Source organism: Levilactobacillus suantsaii (genome assembly GCF_014069315.1).
Classification (GTDB): domain Bacteria; phylum Bacillota; class Bacilli; order Lactobacillales; family Lactobacillaceae; genus Levilactobacillus; species Levilactobacillus suantsaii.
The window spans coordinates 1429880-1448066 of sequence record NZ_CP059603.1 but is presented as its reverse complement, the minus strand read 5'-3'; the positions used below and the strand labels follow the sequence as shown (position 1 = coordinate 1448066).

Sequence of the window (18187 nt, the reverse complement as noted above, 5' to 3'; positions counted from 1 at the left end):
TTAAGTTTACCCCCAAAACGCGTCATCCCGTTACCCCCATTTTGAACAGAAAGTAGATGAGTATATGGCTGATAATTATTTCGGCGCTATTTTGGTTAACGTCACGAGCATGGAACTCTCAATTGTCAATCTAAAAACCGGTCAACGAGCCGAGCACGTTAAGTCAACGGTCGCCATCGGGGAAAATATTTACAACCATGTCTATATCGACTTGCAGACCGTCGTGGACGCTGCCGAAGCACTCCGCGGTTTTCTTCAAATCATCAAAGATTATGGCATCACCCGTTACAAGATTTGGGGCTCCCAAGCCCTCTCCAGTGCCCCAACGCAGACTTTATCCGCGACCAGCTCTACGTGCGGACCGGCCTTAGGATCCACTGGTTATCGTTAAGCGAAGAATCCTTCGTCCGTAACGAAGCCGTTGCGATTCATTTTGCCGACTACCGCAAGCTGACCGCCGACCACGCGGCCATTATTGGCCTCAATTCTGGGAGCACGACCTTCTCGTTTTTCGCCAACCACGAGCTCAAAGCAGCCCCTAACATGAAACTGGGGCCAACTCGGGCCAAGGAAGTCCTGCAAAACTTACGGATGACCGCGCCTAACCCCCTCGCTGTGCTTGACGACTACATCAACAGTAAGGTTGACGATTTCTACCGCTTTATCCCGGAAGATCTCCAACAGGCGACGAACCAAGTCATCCTGATTGGTGCCACTCCCCTCAACAACTATTTCATTCCGGAAGGCGATACCAGCTACACCCTGTCGATTTCGCGGTTCCGCCAATTTACCCACGAAGTTACCGCGGCTTCCGACCAATACTTAATGGAACACCTCAAAGTCAGTAAAGAATCCATCGGGCTCGTCTTACCCGAGGTTTTACTGATTCAAAAACTCCTCGCTGTCGTCCATGCCGAACAAGTCCACCTGGTCAATCTAAACGTCCTTGACGGGTTGACCACCAACCGGGCCATCGCAAGCGGCTACCATAAAAAGTACGACTTTTCCCAGCAGATCTTAGGGTCGGCGTTAGCCATTGCCCAACGCTACCGGGTCGAACCTCACCACATGAAATTAGTGGAAAAGTTTGCCCTCCACCTATTCGACCAGTTGAAGAGTCTGCACCATTTGAAAGCACGCGACCGACTATTGCTTCAGATTGCGGCCATCCTGCACGATAGTGGTTGCTTCATCGACACTCACCAGCACTACCTACATTCGGATTACGTCTTGCGTCAGTCTGAGATCTTGGGGCTCTCTACCGAAGAGATTCAGATTATCGCAGCAGTCTCACGGTACCACAGCGCTCGCACTCCGGTCAGCGAACTGGCTCACTTCCGGCAACTTGGCGCCTCGAAACGGCTCGCCATCGCCAAGTTAGCGGCTATTTTACGGTTGGCCGATTCCCTAGACGATGCCCACCAACAAACGGTGGAACGGATTTCCGTTTCCGTGCGACCAACGCAAGTCATCATCACGGCCTTTAGCGACGATGATCTCGCGTTGGTCCACTGGGCATTCTCCCGTAAAGCTGAATTCTTTACGGACGTCTTTGGGCTCCAGCCCGTTTTCAAACAGAGGAGGTTACATAAATGACAGTCGATTTCACGAAGCCAACTTATTACACCAACCGGGAACTCAGTTGGCTCGACTTTAACGCTCGGGTCCTTGATGAAGCCCGGGACAAGGCCAACCCACTCTTAGAGCGGGTCCGGTTTTTGGGAATCACTCAAAGTAACGTTGACGAATTCTTTATGGTGCGGGTGGCGTCCCTCGCCAAATTAGCAGCCGTCAACTATCCGAAGCCGGACGCCTCAGGCATGACCGCAGAAGACCAACTGATTGCGGTCAACGCCAAGGCTCACGACCAAGTCATCAAACAATACACCACGTTGACGCGGATGTTGTTGCCCCTATTAGGAAATTTAAACATCCATTTAAAGACCGTCGACGATTTGACCGCCGAGCAACAACGCTTCATCGAACACTACTTTACTAACGAATTATCACCGGCACTGACGCCCATGGCGGTCGACAGCTCGCGGCCCTTCCCGTTCATCGGCAACAACACCTTGAATCTGGCCTTGCGCTTGCATAAATCCGGTGATAAACACGACAAACGCTTCGCTACGGTCCAAGTGCCCGACATTTTCTCCCGGACGGTGCGGTTACCCGGGGCAGAGAACGACTTTATCTTGCTCGAAGACATCATCAAGACATTCATTGGTAACCTGTTTGTCGGCTACAAAGTCCAAGAAACGGCGACCTACCGGGTCATCCGGGACATGGACCTCGACGTGGCCGAAGAAGACACCTCCGATTTACTGAAGGAAGTCCAACATCAGTTGAAGCAACGGGAACACGGGGGGGGCCGTGCGACTCGAAGTCGAATCTGGAATCTCTAACGCCCTCCAGAAGCGGTTGGCGACATCTATCAAGGTGCCGGCCTACGCCATTTACAGCATTGCCGGCCCAATTGATTTGACCTTCTTAGGCAAGTGGACCAAGCAGATTACCAACCACGCCGACGAAAGTTACTCGAAGTTCACCCCCGCCCAAACACCCGGCATGGGGACCGAAGACGACTTGTTCGCAACGATTCGTGACCACGACGTTTTCGTCCAACACCCCTACGATTCCTTCGATGCCGTGACCAACTTGGTCCGGCAAGCCGCCAGTGACGACGAAGTTTTAGCCATCAAGATGACCCTCTACCGGGTCTCGGCCAACTCCCCCATCATCAAATCCTTGGGGACCGCGGCCCAGAACGGTAAACAGGTCACCGTATTAGTCGAAGTCAAAGCACGATTCGATGAGGAAAGCAACGTCCGCTGGGCACGCCAACTGGAAAAGATGGGCTGTCACGTGATTTACGGGTTGATTGGCCTGAAGACCCACTGTAAATTAACGCTGATCGTGCGCCGTGAAGAAGATGGTATCCGTCGCTACATGCACATGGGAACCGGGAACTACAACGACGTCACCGCTAACTTCTACACCGACATGGGGTTATTCACCACCAACACGGACATGGGCATCGATGCCTCCAACATTTTCAACATGTTGTCCGGTTACTCCGAACCACCGTATTTCCACCAGTTACACATCTCACCAGATGGCATTCGCGAATTCCTGTCTAATCGGATCGATGAGGAAATCAACAACGCGCGATTAGGACAACCGGCCTGGATTAAAATGAAGATGAATTCCTTGTCTGACTCGGCCATGATTGCCAAGCTCTACGAGGCTTCTCACGCCGGCGTCCACGTTGAATTAGTCGTTCGGGGCATCTGCTGTCTCAACGTCGGCATTCCGGGGGTCAGTGACAACATCGCCGTCCATTCTATCGTCGGCCGTTTCTTAGAACACAGCCGCATCTACGCCTTTGCCAACGGAGGCGATGAGCAAGTCTACCTGTCCAGTGCCGATCTGATGACGCGTAACCTGAACCGCCGGGTCGAACTGCTCTTCCCGGTTCAACAACCGCAACTTCGCCAACGGATTTTTGATATTTTCCAGACCATGTGGGATGATAATGTTAAGACACGGGTGTTGCAGGCCGACCGCGAATACGGTCGCGTCGATCGCCGGGGACTGGAACCTCTGGATGCACAGACCGCGTTTATGCATGCCGCTGAAGCGAAGACCAAGCAACTGCCGCAAGACACGGACCAACCCGTGGGCGCCCCGCGGCGTTTTCGGCCGATGCTGAGTCCGAAGAATCAGCCCAAATCCCCTATTGATCGGAGTCCTCAATAATGAAAAACCTCGTCGTGATCGACCTGGGTTCTAACTCAGTTCGGATGACCGTGACTGAAGTCGATAGTCACGGCAATTACCAGACGGTCAACCAAATCAAACGCTACGTGCGGTTATCCGCCAACATGGGACCGAAACGGGTCCTCCAACCGGAAACCATCGACCGCACCATGGCTGCGTTAGTCGATTTCAAGGCCATCTATAGTAAGTTAGATCATCCTGAGATTCACGCCGTAGCCACCGCGGCCGTGCGCCAGGCAACCAACCAAAAGGCCTTCTTGAAACAAGTCAAGGAAAAGATTGGCTTGAGTTTAGAAGTCATTTCGGGAGCCACCGAAGCCCGCTACGATTATCTAGGCGTGGTCAACACTTTGCCCATCATCAACGGCCTGGTGGTCGACACCGGGGGTGGGTCGTCCGAACTGATCCTAGTTCAAAACCAACAACTCAAGCACGTGGTGTCGATACCTTTAGGTTCCGTCACGTTATCCCAAAATTATCTCGAAAGTGACAAAATTAAACCGGACTCGTTGTTCAAAGCCATGACCTTCGTCAACAACGTCTTTAACGACATCTGGTGGCTCCGAGAAGCAACGAATCTGCCCATCGTCGGTTTGGGGGGCGCTAACCGGACGCTGGCCAAAATCAACCGGCGCAAAAAGAATTTCTTGAACGCCGAAGATGTTCACGGCTACAAGCTCACCGATGAAGACGTCTACGAGACCCTGACACGCTTGTTAGGGGCGACCCTGGAGGAACGGAAGAAGGTCCCCGGACTCGCCAAGGAACGGGCTGATATCATCATTGGTGGCCTCATCCCGGTCACATTACTCATGCGGTTGCTAGATTCGCAGCAAATCATCTTCTCTAACGCTGGTCTGCGGGATGGCATCCTCTTTGAATATCTGAATAAGCTAAAAGCTTAGTCCCAACACTTATGTTGGACGGCTAAATTTAAAAAGCGGCTGACACAAGATCTAAAAGTCTTGTGTCAGCCGCTTTACGTTTAACCAATCCTAGCCAGCCCAACGGTTAGCCAATGTGGTTTTCCTGTAAGATGGCGTCCACTTCTTTTTGAATTTTTTCGGGCTTGGCCCATTCCTGGAATTCAGTAAAGTCTTCAGCGGGCATCTCGTAATTTTCGTTAACGTAATCTTCATAGGCCTGCACGTGTGGGGTGTGTGCGATGTTCAGTTGCAAAATACGCACTTGCTTGATCAGTCCCCGTTCGGCCGCGAGTTCCGCCCGGCCGTTTTGGACCATGTCGCTGATTTCCATGTACTTCGACCCGTCTAAACGGGTAATTTCCTCGATTAAGGTAAACGTTTCATGACTTTTCATTACTAACTTTCCTCCAGTGCTAGCTCCATTATACCAAGGATTCGCCGAAACAACAGCCCCGCTTCCCCTGCTCGTATGGCCGGGTTAACTCAGCTGTGGCCCCACTTAAATTGCGGTATGCCAGCGTTTCTCTCGGAGCACACAAAAACCACTACCAGGGAATGGTAGTGGTCGGCATAAGAGAGAAAGAGAATTGATTAGAAGGTAATTATTAATACCTTACAGCTACTAATATACCCACATTTGAAAGCGCTGTCAATGCCTTTTCACTAAAAAGTTAAGGGTTTTCGTTATCCAGCCTCTAAAAAAAGGTCGGAAAGTTGCCTTTCCGACCATACCATTTAGTCTGCACCAAATGAGAGATAGATCCTTGACCGGATTCATTGGGCAACCCGATTAAGGGGTAAATAAATGGTAAGTTAAAGATACCACTAAAATTAAAATAAATCTATCTGTTTTTTAATTATTTTTTAATTATTTGAGTTCCGTCGTGGCGTTCGGGTCGTGCAGGACCGTTTCGGGGTGAATCAAGTTACTTGGTTGTTGTACCACGTCACTCAACGAATGCCCCGAAATGTTGACCAGGCAGACCAAGACGAAGAGGACACCCACGACCGTGGTTAGGATGCGATTGCTGAGACTCATCTTTTCACTGATTACTGACCCGTAGAACTCTTTCTTCACGTCCGCAGCGACCGCCTTGTTTTCCGGCTCGGCTTTTTGACGTTCATCGGTCACGCTTTGTTGGTAGGCATCGATGTCAAACGACTTCTGGTTGGCCTTCATTTGCCGCTGGAAGTGCTTCTTTTCTTTCTTAGTCTGGGTCTTGAACCACTTAGTGAACGCCCGGTAATTCTTGACGACCGTCTTGGTATCACCCAGTTCTTTTAGGGTCCCGTAATGAATCCAAGCGACCCGATCACACAAGATTTCGATTTGTTTCAAAGAATGACTGACGAAGATGATCGTCTTGCCCTCATCCTTAAATTCTGCAATCTTATCCACACACTTTTGATAGAAGGTATCGTCCCCAACGGACAAAGCTTCATCAATGATCAAGATATCGGGGTTCACGTGAACCGCGATGGAGAAACCTAACCGTGACTTCATCCCGGAAGAGTAGCTCTTGACTGGTTGATACAAGAAATCACCAATATCAGCAAACGACACGATGTCGTCCATCAAAGCATCAATCTCAGGATTGGTCAGCCCCTGCATCAATGCCTTCAACCGAATGTTTTCTAAACCGGTCAAGTTACCCCGCAACCCGGCCCCAATCGCGATAATCGAGGTGTCTCCGCGAACATCCACGACCCCCGTCGTTTGGGGAATGATCCCGGAGATGATGTTGGATAACGTGGACTTACCGGAACCGTTGACCCCGATCAAGCCCAGCGTCTCACCGGGTTTAACTTCTAAGGAGATGCCCATTAATGACCAAAAATGCGGCACCTTGCTGTTGCGTAACGAAAAAAACGACCGCAGCTTTTCGGACTGGCTCTTGTATAAGTCGTACTCCTTCGTGACGTTTTGGACCTTAATTTTATATGCATTATCCATGAATTAAACTTCCTAACTCAGTTATTAGCGTGCTCGATGAGTCCGGCGCACCACTTGGTGATTTGTCACCCGTTTACCCCGAACTCATTCAATCTGTAGTATTATACCAGAAAAAAACGATAAACGACAAAAATCCCTGTGAGCTTAGACATTTCTTTAGCCCACCGAAAAAATGGCACTGCGCTACCGCCGTGCCATTGAAAATCAGTTAGTCACTCAGTCCAACGCCCGGGCATCGACCCAGTAATTGGTCTTATCACCGCTGAACTTGAGCCGATACCACGTTGTCTGGTACCGCGGCTTGACCCCTTTCAAGTTCACCGTCACCTTAGTTCCTGACTTGGCCTTTTTAGGCCAGGCCACTTGTTTTTGATCAAAATGCGTCTTCTTCACGTGATTGTATAGATGATACGTCGTGAATTTTTGGCTCAACTTCTTAGTCGTCTTCTCAGGTGTGTAGACCACGTAATCGTACTGGGGCGCGGCCGCAATTTCATCAGCGGCGACCCAATACTTGGTCTTACCAACAATGATGCGGTACCAGGTTGACTTGTTCCCATCCTGGGTCTTCACCGCTTGATTGTCTGCCTTATAACTCTTAGCCTTCAGCTGACTGATTTTCCCCTGGGCTTTAGCCAGGTACGGGGAATTAAAGACGTGGTTGTAGTAACTGCCCTTAGTCGAATTGAGTTTGATGGTCGCCTGTCCCGCCGTGTAGGTCACCTTCGGTAAGGTCAAAACCGAGTCGTAAACCCAGTACTTCTTCGCGGATTTTTTATTGGTCAATGTAATCCGGTACCAAGTGGTTTTCTTGCCGGTCGTTGGTGATTGCTTCACGCCCCGCATGTTAACGTAGACCAGTTGGCCCGTACCGACCTTCAATTTCTTCCACGCGGTCTTCGTCACCTTAGCCCGCGTCCCTTTGATGTGGTTATAGACTCGATAACTGGTATGTTTAGCACTCAACCGGGCCGTTTGGGTTCCACTAGCCCCGTAGTACTTAGCCGTGGCGTAGGTCACGGTCGGGGCACTACTGCTGCTATCCGCCACACTGGACGAACTGCTACTGCTGGTCGTGCTGTTACTTCCGTCTAAGTTTGCCAGGTTGTATTGTTGAATCAACGTAATCAGCGTGGCCCCGTACGTCGGCGCCGTAGCGTAGGTGCCCGTCAACGCGTTGGCCGCGTCGGCATAAGTCACCGCATTCTCCCGCCACGTTCCACTATAATAGGTGGGATCCGAACTGATTCCGTTACGTAGAAGCTTCGCGTTATCAGTCATCGAGGCCTTCGCGCTGGGGTACTTCCGAAAGTTAGCGTCCGTCGTGTACAGTTGACCGTTGGCGTCATATTCCGACGTGGGCATACTGACGGATTGGCCGTTATAGCTGCCCTTGATGCCAAAATAATTATTCGCCTGTAGCGTCAGTTGGCTGGTCCCCCAACCACTTTCTAGCGCAGCCTGCGCCAACATCACCGACGGGTACAGATTGTACTGATTAGCCACCGTTTGGACGGGACTTTTCAGCGATGAAATAAACGTTTGCTGGGTAGTAGCCGCATGACTGGTCAACCCAATCACCCCACTAAGACCGACACTTACAACGACGGCCGCGGCTAAAAACCACTGTTTGCTTCCCTTCATGATGTTCCCCCCTAAAATCGCTTCCAGAATAAGAATACCATAATTCCAGAAAGCGGTGTCGAAAATTAGTCGGGGAAACCGGGAAAACTTGCGGTTTATTTGAGTTGACTCGCTGCTTGCTCATCCAAAATCACGGTAACGTTCGGATGAGTCTGCAAAAAGCTGGCTGGAACGTCTGCCGTCACGGGGCCTTGCAGCATCGCAGCCACGGCCGCGGCCTTTTCAGCGCCGTAGGCCACAATCAAGATCTGCTTAGCCTTCAAAATCGTCCCAATGCCCATTGAATAAGCGTAACGGGGTACTTCATCAGCATTGTCGAAGAAGCGCGCGTTGGCCGCAATCGTCGAAGGAGTCAGGGCCACCTTGTGCGTAGTCGATTGCGGGGCCGTCCCGGGTTCATTGAACCCCACGTGGCCGTTACGTCCTAAGCCTAAGAGCTGCAAATCAATTGGGTTCGCAGCAATAATACTTTCATACCGCTTGGTCTCGGTATCCGCATCGGTGTTTAACCCATCAGGAACGTAGGAATGTGCGAACGGCTTGGCGTTAAACAAATGGTGTTGCATAAAGTAACGGTAGCTTTGGGGATGATCCGAGCCCAAGCCCACGTATTCGTCTAAATTGATAGACGTTAATTGGCTGAAGTCCAGGTCACTAGCCGTCAATTGGTCATAAATGGAAATAGGCGTACTTCCCGTAGCTAAACCAAAGACCTTAGCGCCAGCGGCTAACGCTTGTTGGAAAACCTTGAAACCCGCTACGCCCCCGGCAGCGGGATCCTTTACGATTTGAACGTGCATATTCTGTAATTGTGTCATCATCATGCATCTGACCTTTCTCCCTTAATGGTATATCCCAATTATAATCGCTCTAGACCAGTTTTGCAAGGATTTACCTCAACTATCGTATTAGGCTGTGACTATTTCTTGCCGTTAACTTACCTAGCTTGGTGGATAACCAAACTAACGACGTAAAAAAGCCCAAGGGACGTTTCCCTCGGGCTGGCTGCCACTTAGCATGGCAACGTTATTTACGCCGGACACCCCGACGGTTCGCGTTTAATTCGTTTTGTTGTTTCCGGAACTTCTCAAATGTGGCGTCCCGTTGTTTTTGATTTTTATGAGAGTTTTCACGTTTCGTATACTTCATGGTCGTCACCTTCTTTTTCTCTTGTGTTATGCGAATACTATATAACGAAAAGTTAGGGAACGCAAGATTTTAGGATTGGTTAGCCCCTAATTAGGAGCACATTACTCATTTCTAAAAGCCCTTGCTGCCGGGGCTGTTTAGCCGAGCACTAGGTATTTTAAAATATCGACAGCACCAAGTCGCATTGGTTGGTCCACTGTTGTTCTCATGATAATTACCGCGAGGACTAAAAAGGACCCGCCGCTTTCGCGCAGGTCCCCAATTGCTAATTCTTATTCAACCGTAACACTCTTAGCCAGGTTCCGTGGCTTATCGACATCCAAGCCCTTGTTCAGGCTGGTGTAGTAGGCCAATAACTGGGCCGGAACCACCGTCAGCAACGGCATCAACATTTCATCAACGTCTGGTAAGACCAGTGTGTCGCCATCGATAGCTAAACCTTCGCGCACGATGGTCATGGTCTTGGCGCCCCGGGCCATGGTTTCTTGCAGGTTGCTCCGGGTCAGGCCAGCCGTCTTTTCCTGGGTGATAAACCCAATCACCGGCGTCCCCTTTTCAATCAAGGCAATCGTCCCGTGCTTCAGTTCTCCAGAAGCAAACCCTTCGGCTTGAACGTAGGAGATTTCCTTAAGCTTCAAGGCCGCTTCCAGAGAAACGGCGTGGTCGATGCTCCGGCCAATGTAGAAGGCTCGGTTAGACGCCATCAAGTAGTCGTTCGCCAACTGCTCAATCTTGCCCTTTTCATCGACGATAGCCTGCATTCCCGTGGCCACTAACCCTAATTGTTGGCGCACGTTAAAGTTTTGCGCTACGATTTGCCCATTGACTTCACCTAAGGCTTTAGCCAAGATAGCTTCCAACGCGATTTGGGCGGTGTAGGCCTTAGTCGAAGCCACGGCGATTTCTGGACCCGCATGAAGCAACAGCGTGAAGCTAGCTTCCCGCGACAGCGTGGAATTTTGCACGTTGGTGATCGTCAAACTTGGGTAACCGGCGTCATTGACGTTGACCAGAACTTCACGACTATCGGCCGTTTCACCGGACTGCGTCAAGAAGACGAAGAATGGCTTCTCGGACAGCATTGGTTGCTCGTACGCAAATTCGGAGGAAACATGAACTTCCGTTGGGATGTGGGCCAAGCGTTCAAAGAGCCGCTTGCCGACTAAACCAGCGTGGTAACTAGTCCCGGCACCGATGATGTAGAGCCGGTCGGCCGCCTGCATGGCCTGAATCAGGTTCTGGTCGATTTGTGGCTGGCCGTGTTCGGATAAGTAAGTTTGGGCTAACTTCCGCATCACGTTCGGTTGCTCGTCGACTTCCTTCAACATGTAGAAGGGATACGTCCCCTTATCCGTTTCGTCGGCATTCATGTCCACGTGGAATGGTTTCCGGTCAACAGCGTTGCCGTCAGCATCTTCAATGGCGACCTTGTCCGGCGTGATGGTGACGACTTCGCCATCCATCAATTCCAAGAAGTCGTGAGTTTCGCGTAACATGGCCATCGCATCGGAGCAGACCACGTTAAAGCCATCGGCTACCCCAATCAATAGCGGACTCTTGTTCTTGGCAACGAATAAAGTATCGGGTTGTTCCCGGTCCATCAACAAGAAAGCATACGAAGATCCTTTTAATAAGCCCAAAGCCTTTAAGAACGCGGATTTAGCGTCTAAGTTGTCTTCGACTGCGAACTTATCGATCAACTGAACCACGACTTCAGTATCGGTCTGGCTCTTGAATGGCACATCACTCAAGTACTGGGCCTTGAGTTCTTGGAAGTTGTCGATCACACCGTTGTGGACCAAGTAGAACCGGTCGTCGTTTGAGAAGTGCGGGTGCGCGTTATCCACGCTGACGACCCCGTGAGTCGCCCAGCGGGTATGGCCAATCCCGGTGGAGCCGTGCACGTCCGGGGTGATTTTTTCCCGTAACTGCGAAATCCGGCCCTTGGTCTTGACCAGGTAATCCTGGCCCTTCTGGTCGTTTACGTAAATCCCTGCCGAATCGTATCCCCGGTACTCCAGCTTCTGGAGCCCTTCAACCAGGATCTTAACGGCATTGTCGTTACCCGTAACACCAACAATTCCACACATAATCTATCTTCCTTTTCTGACTGGCGTTCTGAAAATGACGCCGGTTTTGATTTTATGATGAAAATGAATTAGCTTTCTTAAAATTGGTATAGACTGAAATAAATTGAAAGCTAACCCTGAATGACTATACTTTACAGCCTTCAGTCGAGGTTGTCAATTCAAAAATCCAATAATGGTATATCTTATATTTAAAATTTAATTAAGCTAGATTAAAGTGTAAAAAAACGTTGCCGCCCTGGCAACGTTTTTGAGGCTTTATCAGGTTTACTGGTCATCTTTAACGCCGACTTCGGCCCGCACAACTTCCGCGATCCGTTCCACGAATGTCGCCACGGCTTCTTCGGTTGGGGCTTCCGCCATCACCCGTAAGAGGGGTTCCGTCCCGGAAGGCCGCACAAGAACCCGGCCATCGCCATTCATTTCTTTTTCAACGGTCGCAATCATCGCCTTGACCTTCGGGTTATCCATGGCCGTGGCCTTATCGGCGACCTTGATGTTGACTAACTTTTGCGGGTAGGTCGTGACGTCAGCCGCTAATTCGGACAACTTCTTGCCGGTCGCCTTCAAAATGTGCAGCAATTGCAAACTGGTCAGTAGACCATCCCCAGTCGTATTGAAGTCCAAGAAGACGATGTGGCCAGACTGTTCACCACCCAGATTATACCCGGACTTGAGCATTTCTTCAACCACGTAGCGATCTCCAACTTTGGTCTTAACCGACTTCAAGCCGTTTGCTTCCATCGCTTTGTACATCCCCAGGTTACTCATGACCGTGGTCACGATGGTATCCTTCTTCAGCCGGCCGTGTTCGGACATATACTTACCGCAAATGTACATAATCTTGTCCCCATCTACGATATCACCGTTCTCATCGACCGCGATGCACCGGTCCCCGTCACCATCAAAGGCCAAGCCAATCTGAGCGCCCTTTTCGACAACGAACTTTTGCAGGTTCTCCGGGTGCGTCGATCCGACCTGATCGTTGATGTTGATGCCGTTGGGCTGCGTCGCAATCGTATCAAAATCCAGGTTAAAGTCAGCGTATAACCGTGAGACCAAGCCACTAGTCGAGCCGTTGGCCGCATCGACGGCGATATGTAGTCCCTCTAAATCATCCGAAATGGTTTGTTCCAAGAATTGAATGTACTTTTGGCTACCCTCGGAGTAATCTTCAACGGTGCCTAAGCCGTCCGTTGCGGGCCGGGGTTGGTCGTCGTTAGGCGCATCCAGTAGGGCCTCGATTTCTTCTTCCATCTCATCAGACAACTTGTAGCCATCGTTCCCAAAATACTTGATACCGTTGTATTCCGCAGGGTTATGCGACGCGGTGATCATGACCCCGGCTGCGGCGCCCTGAGTCCGGACCAAGTAAGCCACGGCGGGCGTGGTGATGACGCCTAACCGTAACACTTCGATACCGACCGACAGGAGGCCAGCAACTAAGGCGTTTTCTAATAATTCACCCGAAATCCGGGTGTCCCGGGCCACTAAGACTTGGGGATGCTTGTTTTCGCTATCGGCATGCTGCGTTAACACGTAGCCCCCGTAACGGCCCACTTTAAACGCCAGTTCCGGCGTCAATTCCTGATTGGCAACGCCCCGTACACCATCTGTTCCAAAGTATTTCATGACAGAATTCCTCATTTCTCAAAATTAATTTATTGGCTAATCGTCACTCGCACTGACCTTGACCTTAATGGTTGTGGGATCAAAGGCGGTCACCTTATTGTCATCGGTGTCGAGCGTCACAGTCTTAGTATCTGAGCTCTTCACGTTGCTGACATCCACATCAACCTGCGCCTTGGACAGAGCCTTCAACTGAGAAGAACTCCCAAAGGCTTTAACCTTGGTCGTCGAACTGCTTAGTTTATATGTCTTTCCGGACGAGCCATTCTTGGCATTTAGCTTCACGGGCACCGTCTTGCTATCACCCTTTGAAGTAATCGGCAAATTAGCGGTGGTGGTCGACGGCGTCAAAATCACGTTGACCGTCTTGCCCTTTTTATCCAAGGCTTCGATGACCGCTTGACTGTTCACGGTCTTCTTGGTGTTTTGCGGCACGGACAATTGCGCAATGACCTGGTCGATCCGGGCGATTTCGTTAGCGGCCCCGGTTGCCTTAACGCTGGAAACGTCAGTCGTTGGTGAGCCCGCCGTGTAGCCCGACGCAATGTTGTCCTTATTGTACTTGACCTTGACCGGGAAGGAAACGGTCCGCCGTGGTTCAATATCCACGGTGATTTTGGCTGGAGAAATCGACGATTCGATTTCCCGGTTCAAGCCTTCCTGGTGTAACGATACCTTGTGCTTCCCCACGCCCAAATCACTGAGCGACGCGTAGACCTTAAAGTTCTGGGTGTTAGCGGTGGTCGTGACCAACGCCAACGGTCCGTGGAGCGTGACCTTGACCTTTTCCGGGTAGCCAGTCACGAAGTACTTATTGTTGTTCACATTCAATTGTAACGGAACGGACACCTTCACGGTCTTAGTCGCCGTGAGGGACGTCTTGCTGGAACTGGACGATTGCTGGTTACTCCCCGTTTGCGTGCTATTCACGTAAAAGAACAGTAAAATCGCCAGAATCAAAGCTAAGACCCGGTAGATCCACGCCGTATAGTGTTGACTTTTCATTACCGGCGCCCCCTATGCAAGTGTCGATTGATCCAATCTAACGCTGTATCAAAAATATTGTGGTTCTGCGTGGCCTCATCGTTGACTAACTCGTGCTTCAAAAACTTCAAATAATCTTCTTGCGTTAACCCACGTAATAATTCGTTATTCTTGGTGATGGAAACCTCACCGGTCTCTTCGGAAATAACGATGGTCAACGCGTCGGTGACCTCTGAGATTCCTACAGCGGCCCGGTGACGAGTCCCCAATTCTTTGGGAATCAAGTTACTCTCCGACAACGGTAGGTAAGCCGCGGCCACAGCAATCCGGTTGTTGCGAATAATCACGGCCCCATCATGCAGGGGCGTATTGGGAATAAAGATGTTGATCAAAAGTTCTCCGGTTAATTCAGCATCCAAATCAATCCCCGTTTCGATGTAGTCTTCGAGTCCCGTATCCTGTTGAATCGTCATCAAGGCCCCGATACGGCGCTTCGACATATACTGAATCGCCTTATCCAGCCCCGCAATCATCCGGTTAGCGGCTTCATTTTCGTTGCGCATCCGGACAAATAACGAGCCTCGGCCAAGATGTTCCAGCCCCCGTCTGATTTCAGGCTGGAAGATAATAATCACCGCAATAACTCCCCAGTTGATCACCTGGTCCATTAACCACGAAACCGTGTTGAGACCAAAGTAACTACTAATTACCTTGACCACCAGAATCAAGATGACGCCCCGGAAAAGTTGAATGGCCTTCGTTCCCCGTAACATGACGATCAGTTCGTAGATAACGAACCAGACCACCAGGATATCCAAGACGTTGACCAAGTTCCCTAACGTTAGGAGATTTCCCCAGTTCAGGTTCATTTGACTTTCCCTCCAAATCGAATTCAAATTTCATTATATCACGCTCACCGTGGAAACGCCTTAATTCCCCCCAAGGTCCATTGAATCTGTTCATTATCGGCCCTCATCCCCCGCTAACACCGTCTAAATATACAAAATTTATTAAGGTCCCGGTTAAGTTTCAAGTCCCCACTTAATTTCTGGTAAGATAGAAAGCATATTGTGTTTCTCCAGATTCAATTCGCTGTAAAATAGAGTTGGGTCATGAAAGGATTGGGTGATTGATTATGAATCGGCGGGCTAAATGGGAAATTCGCGGCTTTTTCGTGGCGTGGATGCTCTATTTATTTTTTCGGGCGCGCGATCCCTTTTCATTTTTATTACTGAACACGTTTCTAGGGTACATCCCTATCGAAATTAGTTTTCACCTAGGTCGGCAACGATCGGCCTGGCTGTTCTGGCCGTTGGTCATTATCTGGCTGCTGTTTTATCCGAACGCTCCATATCTACTGACCGACCTGTTCCATCTCTCCCTCCTCCAACCTTATGCGGCCAGCGGGCTCTTGCGGGTCACCCCGCACATCTGGATCTACTTCACTTACTTGATGACCAGTGCCCTCTTCTGTGCCTTCCTGGGTTTTTGGAGCCTCAACTTCGTGAGCGAAAGCATCTCCAACCGTCTAGCGGACGGGCACCTGGTGGTCCGCTTATTGGTCGTGTTGATTTTGACCTTTCTGTCTTCCGTTGGCGTCTATATTGGCCGCTTTCTCCGAATCCACACGGTCTACTTGTTCCTAAACCCCGAGCAGTTTATTCGACCGCTCCTCGACATGTGGACGTCCAACCTCTGGATATTCGTCCTGCTAATGACTTTCATCCAGCTCTTCTGTTACTGGATATTACACCTCATCATGACCGCTAAAAAGACAGCGGCTTAACCTTAATTTCAAACCGGCGACGCGATTCGGCAACGAATCGGTCGCCTTTTTTGTTGCCGTTAACGTCAAAACGCGGCCGCCACCTTCAGGTAACGTCCGCGTTCAGTCAGTGTTAATCACTATCTTCGTTATTCAATGACATGACCAACACGTTTTCGGCATAGTTCACGTACTGCCGCAAGTGCGAAGCCATGGTCCAGGAAATATTGCCCGCTTCCAGCAAGTTTTGAATCCCGGTCCGTTCGGCACTCAACGCCCGCACCCGCAAGCGACTGAATTGATGCTGGTAATCAGCTTCGTGGGTCGGGGTCTCCACTGCCTTGGCTCGCTCGATTCGGTTACGATAGTGGACAATCAAGTGGTAAATCGCCTGGTTATCGAACTGCGTCTCATCGATATCCGTTCGGGCTAGGTACTCCGACAACGTTTTAATCGCTGCCTTGGCCGTCTGGCGTTCAATCAAATTACTTTCCGCGTGTAACCGGTCGGTATCTTCGGAATGCAACCAGTAAGTCGCGTTACGCCACAAGTGCCGGAAAAACAGTAACCAGTACCGCAGCACACTCGGAACGCCGTGACCGCCAACTTGGGTGACCCGACTCTCCATCCGTTCGATTCGCCGTAAAGCCCCCACGTAGCTGGTCTTGGTAATCTCACCAGACTCACGCATGCTCTTCAACTCGGCCCGTTCGCCCTTGAGCGCTACTTGACGGAGCTTCAATTCGTCACTTAGGACCCGTTGCATGGTATCATCCGCCCGGTAATTCATTTCCAAGCGGCGAATCACGAATTGATAATCCAAAATCAGGTCGTAAGCCGCCCGCTGATTATTCGGTCGCCGCAATTCTTCAATCTTGGAAATAGCCAACCGCATAATATAGGCGCGGGCTTCATCTTCACTAATTTGGCGTACGGGTTCCGCCGGATACTCTTCTTCCGGCTCATCGTCCTCAATATCTAACCCATCGCTCATATCACTCGCACTGCCCCGGGTCTGCAACGGCGTCCCGTCAGTTGAAATCAGGGGTAACATCAACGTCGCGGCCACTAAACTGATAATAATGACCCCGGACGCCACGAACAACATCAACGACCGCGTCGGGAATCCGGCGCCACTGGAAACCGTCAACGGCACGGACAGGACCCCGGCCATGGTGACGGCGCCCCGTACCCCGGATAACCCAGACAAGATGGCTGTCCGAAAGCTCGGATGTTCAGTGGTCGTATGGCGTAACCGTTGAAAAATAATGTACCCGTAAGTCCAGAAAGTTCGAATCACCACGAGGATTATCCAGGTCCCCAACGCAAAGAGGAGTGCTTGGCCCGTGTTGAATTGGCCACCTTTGATCAACTTGGTGGTGGCTACGGGTAATTCGATACCTAAAATCACAAACACAATGCCGTTCAACGAATAAATAATAATGTCCCAGACTTTTTCGGTCACCAGTTTCAATTCTGGTGAGTCTTCCACAATTTGACTCTCACGGGCATGGTAGAGCACACCCGCCGTGACGACCGCAATCACGCCGGACGCGTGAATAATTTCCTCGGTCACCAGATAGACCACAAACGGCGTGGCAATCTGCAAGACCGTGTTAAAAATCACGTCATCGATACCTTGGCGACGCAAGAAATCCATCAAAAGCTGCACGGCCGTCATAATAATCAAGCCGGCTAAGAAGCCAACGATACTGATATAGAAGAAATCACCCGCGGCCGTCTTCAATGAGAAGTAGCCGGTCACCGTGGCCGCAATCGCGTACTTAAAGGCAATCAACCCGCTGGCATCGTTGATCAGACTTTCGCCACTGACCAAGTGCAAGAGGCTTTCCGGTAATTTGACCTGTTTAGAAATCGACTGCACGGCCACCGGGTCGGTAGGTGACAGGATGCCCGCCAAGGCAAAGGCCACCGTCAGCGGCATCTTGGGAATCAACCAGTAAATCAGAAAACCACCTAAAATCGTGGTCAGAAAAACTAACAAAATAGCGTTGCCGAAGATGGGACCACGAAGCCGCCAGAGTTCCTTACGCGGGAAGCGGCGCCCATCGTTATACAGCAAAGGTGCAATAAATAGAAGTAAAAACCAATCGGTTTCGAGGGGTACCTCGAAATTCCAAATCAGGGCCACCACCAGGCCTAACGCAATTTGGATTAAACTGACTGGGACAAACGTGAGGTAGTGACTGATAATGTTTGAAAGCAGGACTAACACAATCAATAGGATCACTGCTTCAATAATTGGCAA

13 protein-coding genes and 1 pseudogene are annotated in these 18187 nt (G+C 50.5%); 5 read left to right on the top strand and 9 right to left on the bottom strand.

What is annotated here, in order from left to right:
* The first annotated feature begins 64 nt into the window (after positions 1 to 64).
* From H3M12_RS12890 to ppx, 4 genes and pseudogenes are all read left to right on the top strand, one after another.
* Entirely contained in the window at positions 65 to 391 is a 327-nt protein-coding gene (locus H3M12_RS12890) for a hypothetical protein (RefSeq protein WP_225423460.1), read from the top strand.
* The gene (locus tag H3M12_RS06680; protein ID WP_225423461.1) at positions 355 to 1596 is read left to right on the top strand and encodes an acetate and sugar kinases/Hsc70/actin family protein; all 1242 of its coding nucleotides are present in this window, start codon (positions 355 to 357) and stop codon (positions 1594 to 1596) included. Before H3M12_RS12890 ends, H3M12_RS06680 begins: the two co-directional genes overlap by 37 nt.
* Positions 1593 to 3759: pseudogene (locus tag H3M12_RS06675) on the top strand (RNA degradosome polyphosphate kinase). The gene H3M12_RS06680 and the pseudogene H3M12_RS06675 overlap by 4 nt, the downstream one beginning before the upstream one ends.
* Complete coding sequence (gene ppx, locus H3M12_RS06670; protein WP_182150532.1) at positions 3759 to 4685, top strand: exopolyphosphatase; 927 nt, start codon at positions 3759 to 3761, stop codon at positions 4683 to 4685. The pseudogene H3M12_RS06675 and the gene ppx overlap by 1 nt, the downstream one beginning before the upstream one ends.
* A gap of 106 nt (positions 4686 to 4791) precedes the next feature.
* Here ppx and H3M12_RS06665 read toward each other — a convergent pair whose 3' ends face one another.
* From H3M12_RS06665 to cdaA, 8 genes are all read right to left on the bottom strand, one after another.
* Positions 4792 to 5100 (bottom strand): hypothetical protein, encoded by a 309-nt coding sequence (locus H3M12_RS06665; RefSeq protein ID WP_182150531.1) that lies wholly within the window; start codon positions 5098 to 5100, stop codon positions 4792 to 4794.
* 474 nt (positions 5101 to 5574) lie between these two features.
* Positions 5575 to 6660, bottom strand: a complete 1086-nt coding sequence (locus tag H3M12_RS06660) for an ABC transporter ATP-binding protein (protein ID WP_129031103.1) — start codon at positions 6658 to 6660, stop codon at positions 5575 to 5577.
* A gap of 216 nt (positions 6661 to 6876) precedes the next feature.
* A complete protein-coding gene (locus tag H3M12_RS06655) occupies positions 6877 to 8304 on the bottom strand; it encodes a glycoside hydrolase family 73 protein (protein ID WP_129031104.1) in 1428 nt (475 codons plus the stop codon).
* Positions 8305 to 8399: 95 nt separating this feature from the next.
* Positions 8400 to 9104 carry a glucosamine-6-phosphate deaminase gene (locus tag H3M12_RS06650; RefSeq protein ID WP_170954918.1) on the bottom strand — a complete coding sequence of 235 codons (705 nt, stop codon included), beginning with the start codon at positions 9102 to 9104 and terminating at the stop codon, positions 8400 to 8402.
* 621 nt (positions 9105 to 9725) lie between these two features.
* Positions 9726 to 11543, bottom strand: coding sequence for a glutamine--fructose-6-phosphate transaminase (isomerizing) (gene glmS / locus H3M12_RS06645; protein ID WP_129031105.1), 1818 nt, complete (start codon positions 11541 to 11543; stop codon positions 9726 to 9728).
* Between the two features lie 264 nt (positions 11544 to 11807).
* Positions 11808 to 13172: a phosphoglucosamine mutase gene (gene glmM / locus H3M12_RS06640; protein ID WP_129031106.1), complete on the bottom strand. Its 1365-nt coding sequence runs from the start codon at positions 13170 to 13172 to the stop codon at positions 11808 to 11810.
* Between the two features lie 36 nt (positions 13173 to 13208).
* Positions 13209 to 14174: a CdaR family protein gene (locus tag H3M12_RS06635; RefSeq protein WP_129031107.1), complete on the bottom strand. Its 966-nt coding sequence runs from the start codon at positions 14172 to 14174 to the stop codon at positions 13209 to 13211.
* Positions 14174 to 15022: a diadenylate cyclase CdaA gene (gene cdaA, locus H3M12_RS06630; RefSeq protein ID WP_129031108.1), complete on the bottom strand. Its 849-nt coding sequence runs from the start codon at positions 15020 to 15022 to the stop codon at positions 14174 to 14176. Before cdaA ends, H3M12_RS06635 begins: the two co-directional genes overlap by 1 nt.
* A gap of 266 nt (positions 15023 to 15288) precedes the next feature.
* Here cdaA and H3M12_RS06625 point away from each other — a divergent pair, with 266 nt between their 5' ends.
* Positions 15289 to 15939 (top strand): DUF1361 domain-containing protein, encoded by a 651-nt coding sequence (locus H3M12_RS06625; protein WP_129031109.1) that lies wholly within the window; start codon positions 15289 to 15291, stop codon positions 15937 to 15939.
* A gap of 112 nt (positions 15940 to 16051) precedes the next feature.
* Here H3M12_RS06625 and H3M12_RS06620 read toward each other — a convergent pair whose 3' ends face one another.
* Complete coding sequence (locus H3M12_RS06620) at positions 16052 to 18187, bottom strand: cation:proton antiporter (RefSeq protein WP_129031110.1); 2136 nt, start codon at positions 18185 to 18187, stop codon at positions 16052 to 16054.

What these genes read in the sequence shown, in the direction of transcription:
- H3M12_RS12890 (WP_225423460.1), top strand. Translation starts at nt 65, where the DNA reads ATGGCTGATAATTATTTCGGCGCTATTTTGGTTAACGTCACGAGCATG.
- ppx (WP_182150532.1), top strand. Translation starts at nt 3,759, where the DNA reads ATGAAAAACCTCGTCGTGATCGACCTGGGTTCTAACTCAGTTCGGATG.
- H3M12_RS06665 (WP_182150531.1), bottom strand. Translation starts at nt 5,100, where the DNA reads ATGAAAAGTCATGAAACGTTTACCTTAATCGAGGAAATTACCCGTTTA.
- H3M12_RS06660 (WP_129031103.1), bottom strand. Translation starts at nt 6,660, where the DNA reads ATGGATAATGCATATAAAATTAAGGTCCAAAACGTCACGAAGGAGTAC.
- H3M12_RS06655 (WP_129031104.1), bottom strand. Translation starts at nt 8,304, where the DNA reads ATGAAGGGAAGCAAACAGTGGTTTTTAGCCGCGGCCGTCGTTGTAAGT.
- H3M12_RS06650 (WP_170954918.1), bottom strand. Translation starts at nt 9,104, where the DNA reads ATGCACGTTCAAATCGTAAAGGATCCCGCTGCCGGGGGCGTAGCGGGT.
- glmS (WP_129031105.1), bottom strand. Translation starts at nt 11,543, where the DNA reads ATGTGTGGAATTGTTGGTGTTACGGGTAACGACAATGCCGTTAAGATC.
- glmM (WP_129031106.1), bottom strand. Translation starts at nt 13,172, where the DNA reads ATGAAATACTTTGGAACAGATGGTGTACGGGGCGTTGCCAATCAGGAA.
- H3M12_RS06635 (WP_129031107.1), bottom strand. Translation starts at nt 14,174, where the DNA reads ATGAAAAGTCAACACTATACGGCGTGGATCTACCGGGTCTTAGCTTTG.
- cdaA (WP_129031108.1), bottom strand. Translation starts at nt 15,022, where the DNA reads ATGAACCTGAACTGGGGAAATCTCCTAACGTTAGGGAACTTGGTCAAC.
- H3M12_RS06625 (WP_129031109.1), top strand. Translation starts at nt 15,289, where the DNA reads ATGAATCGGCGGGCTAAATGGGAAATTCGCGGCTTTTTCGTGGCGTGG.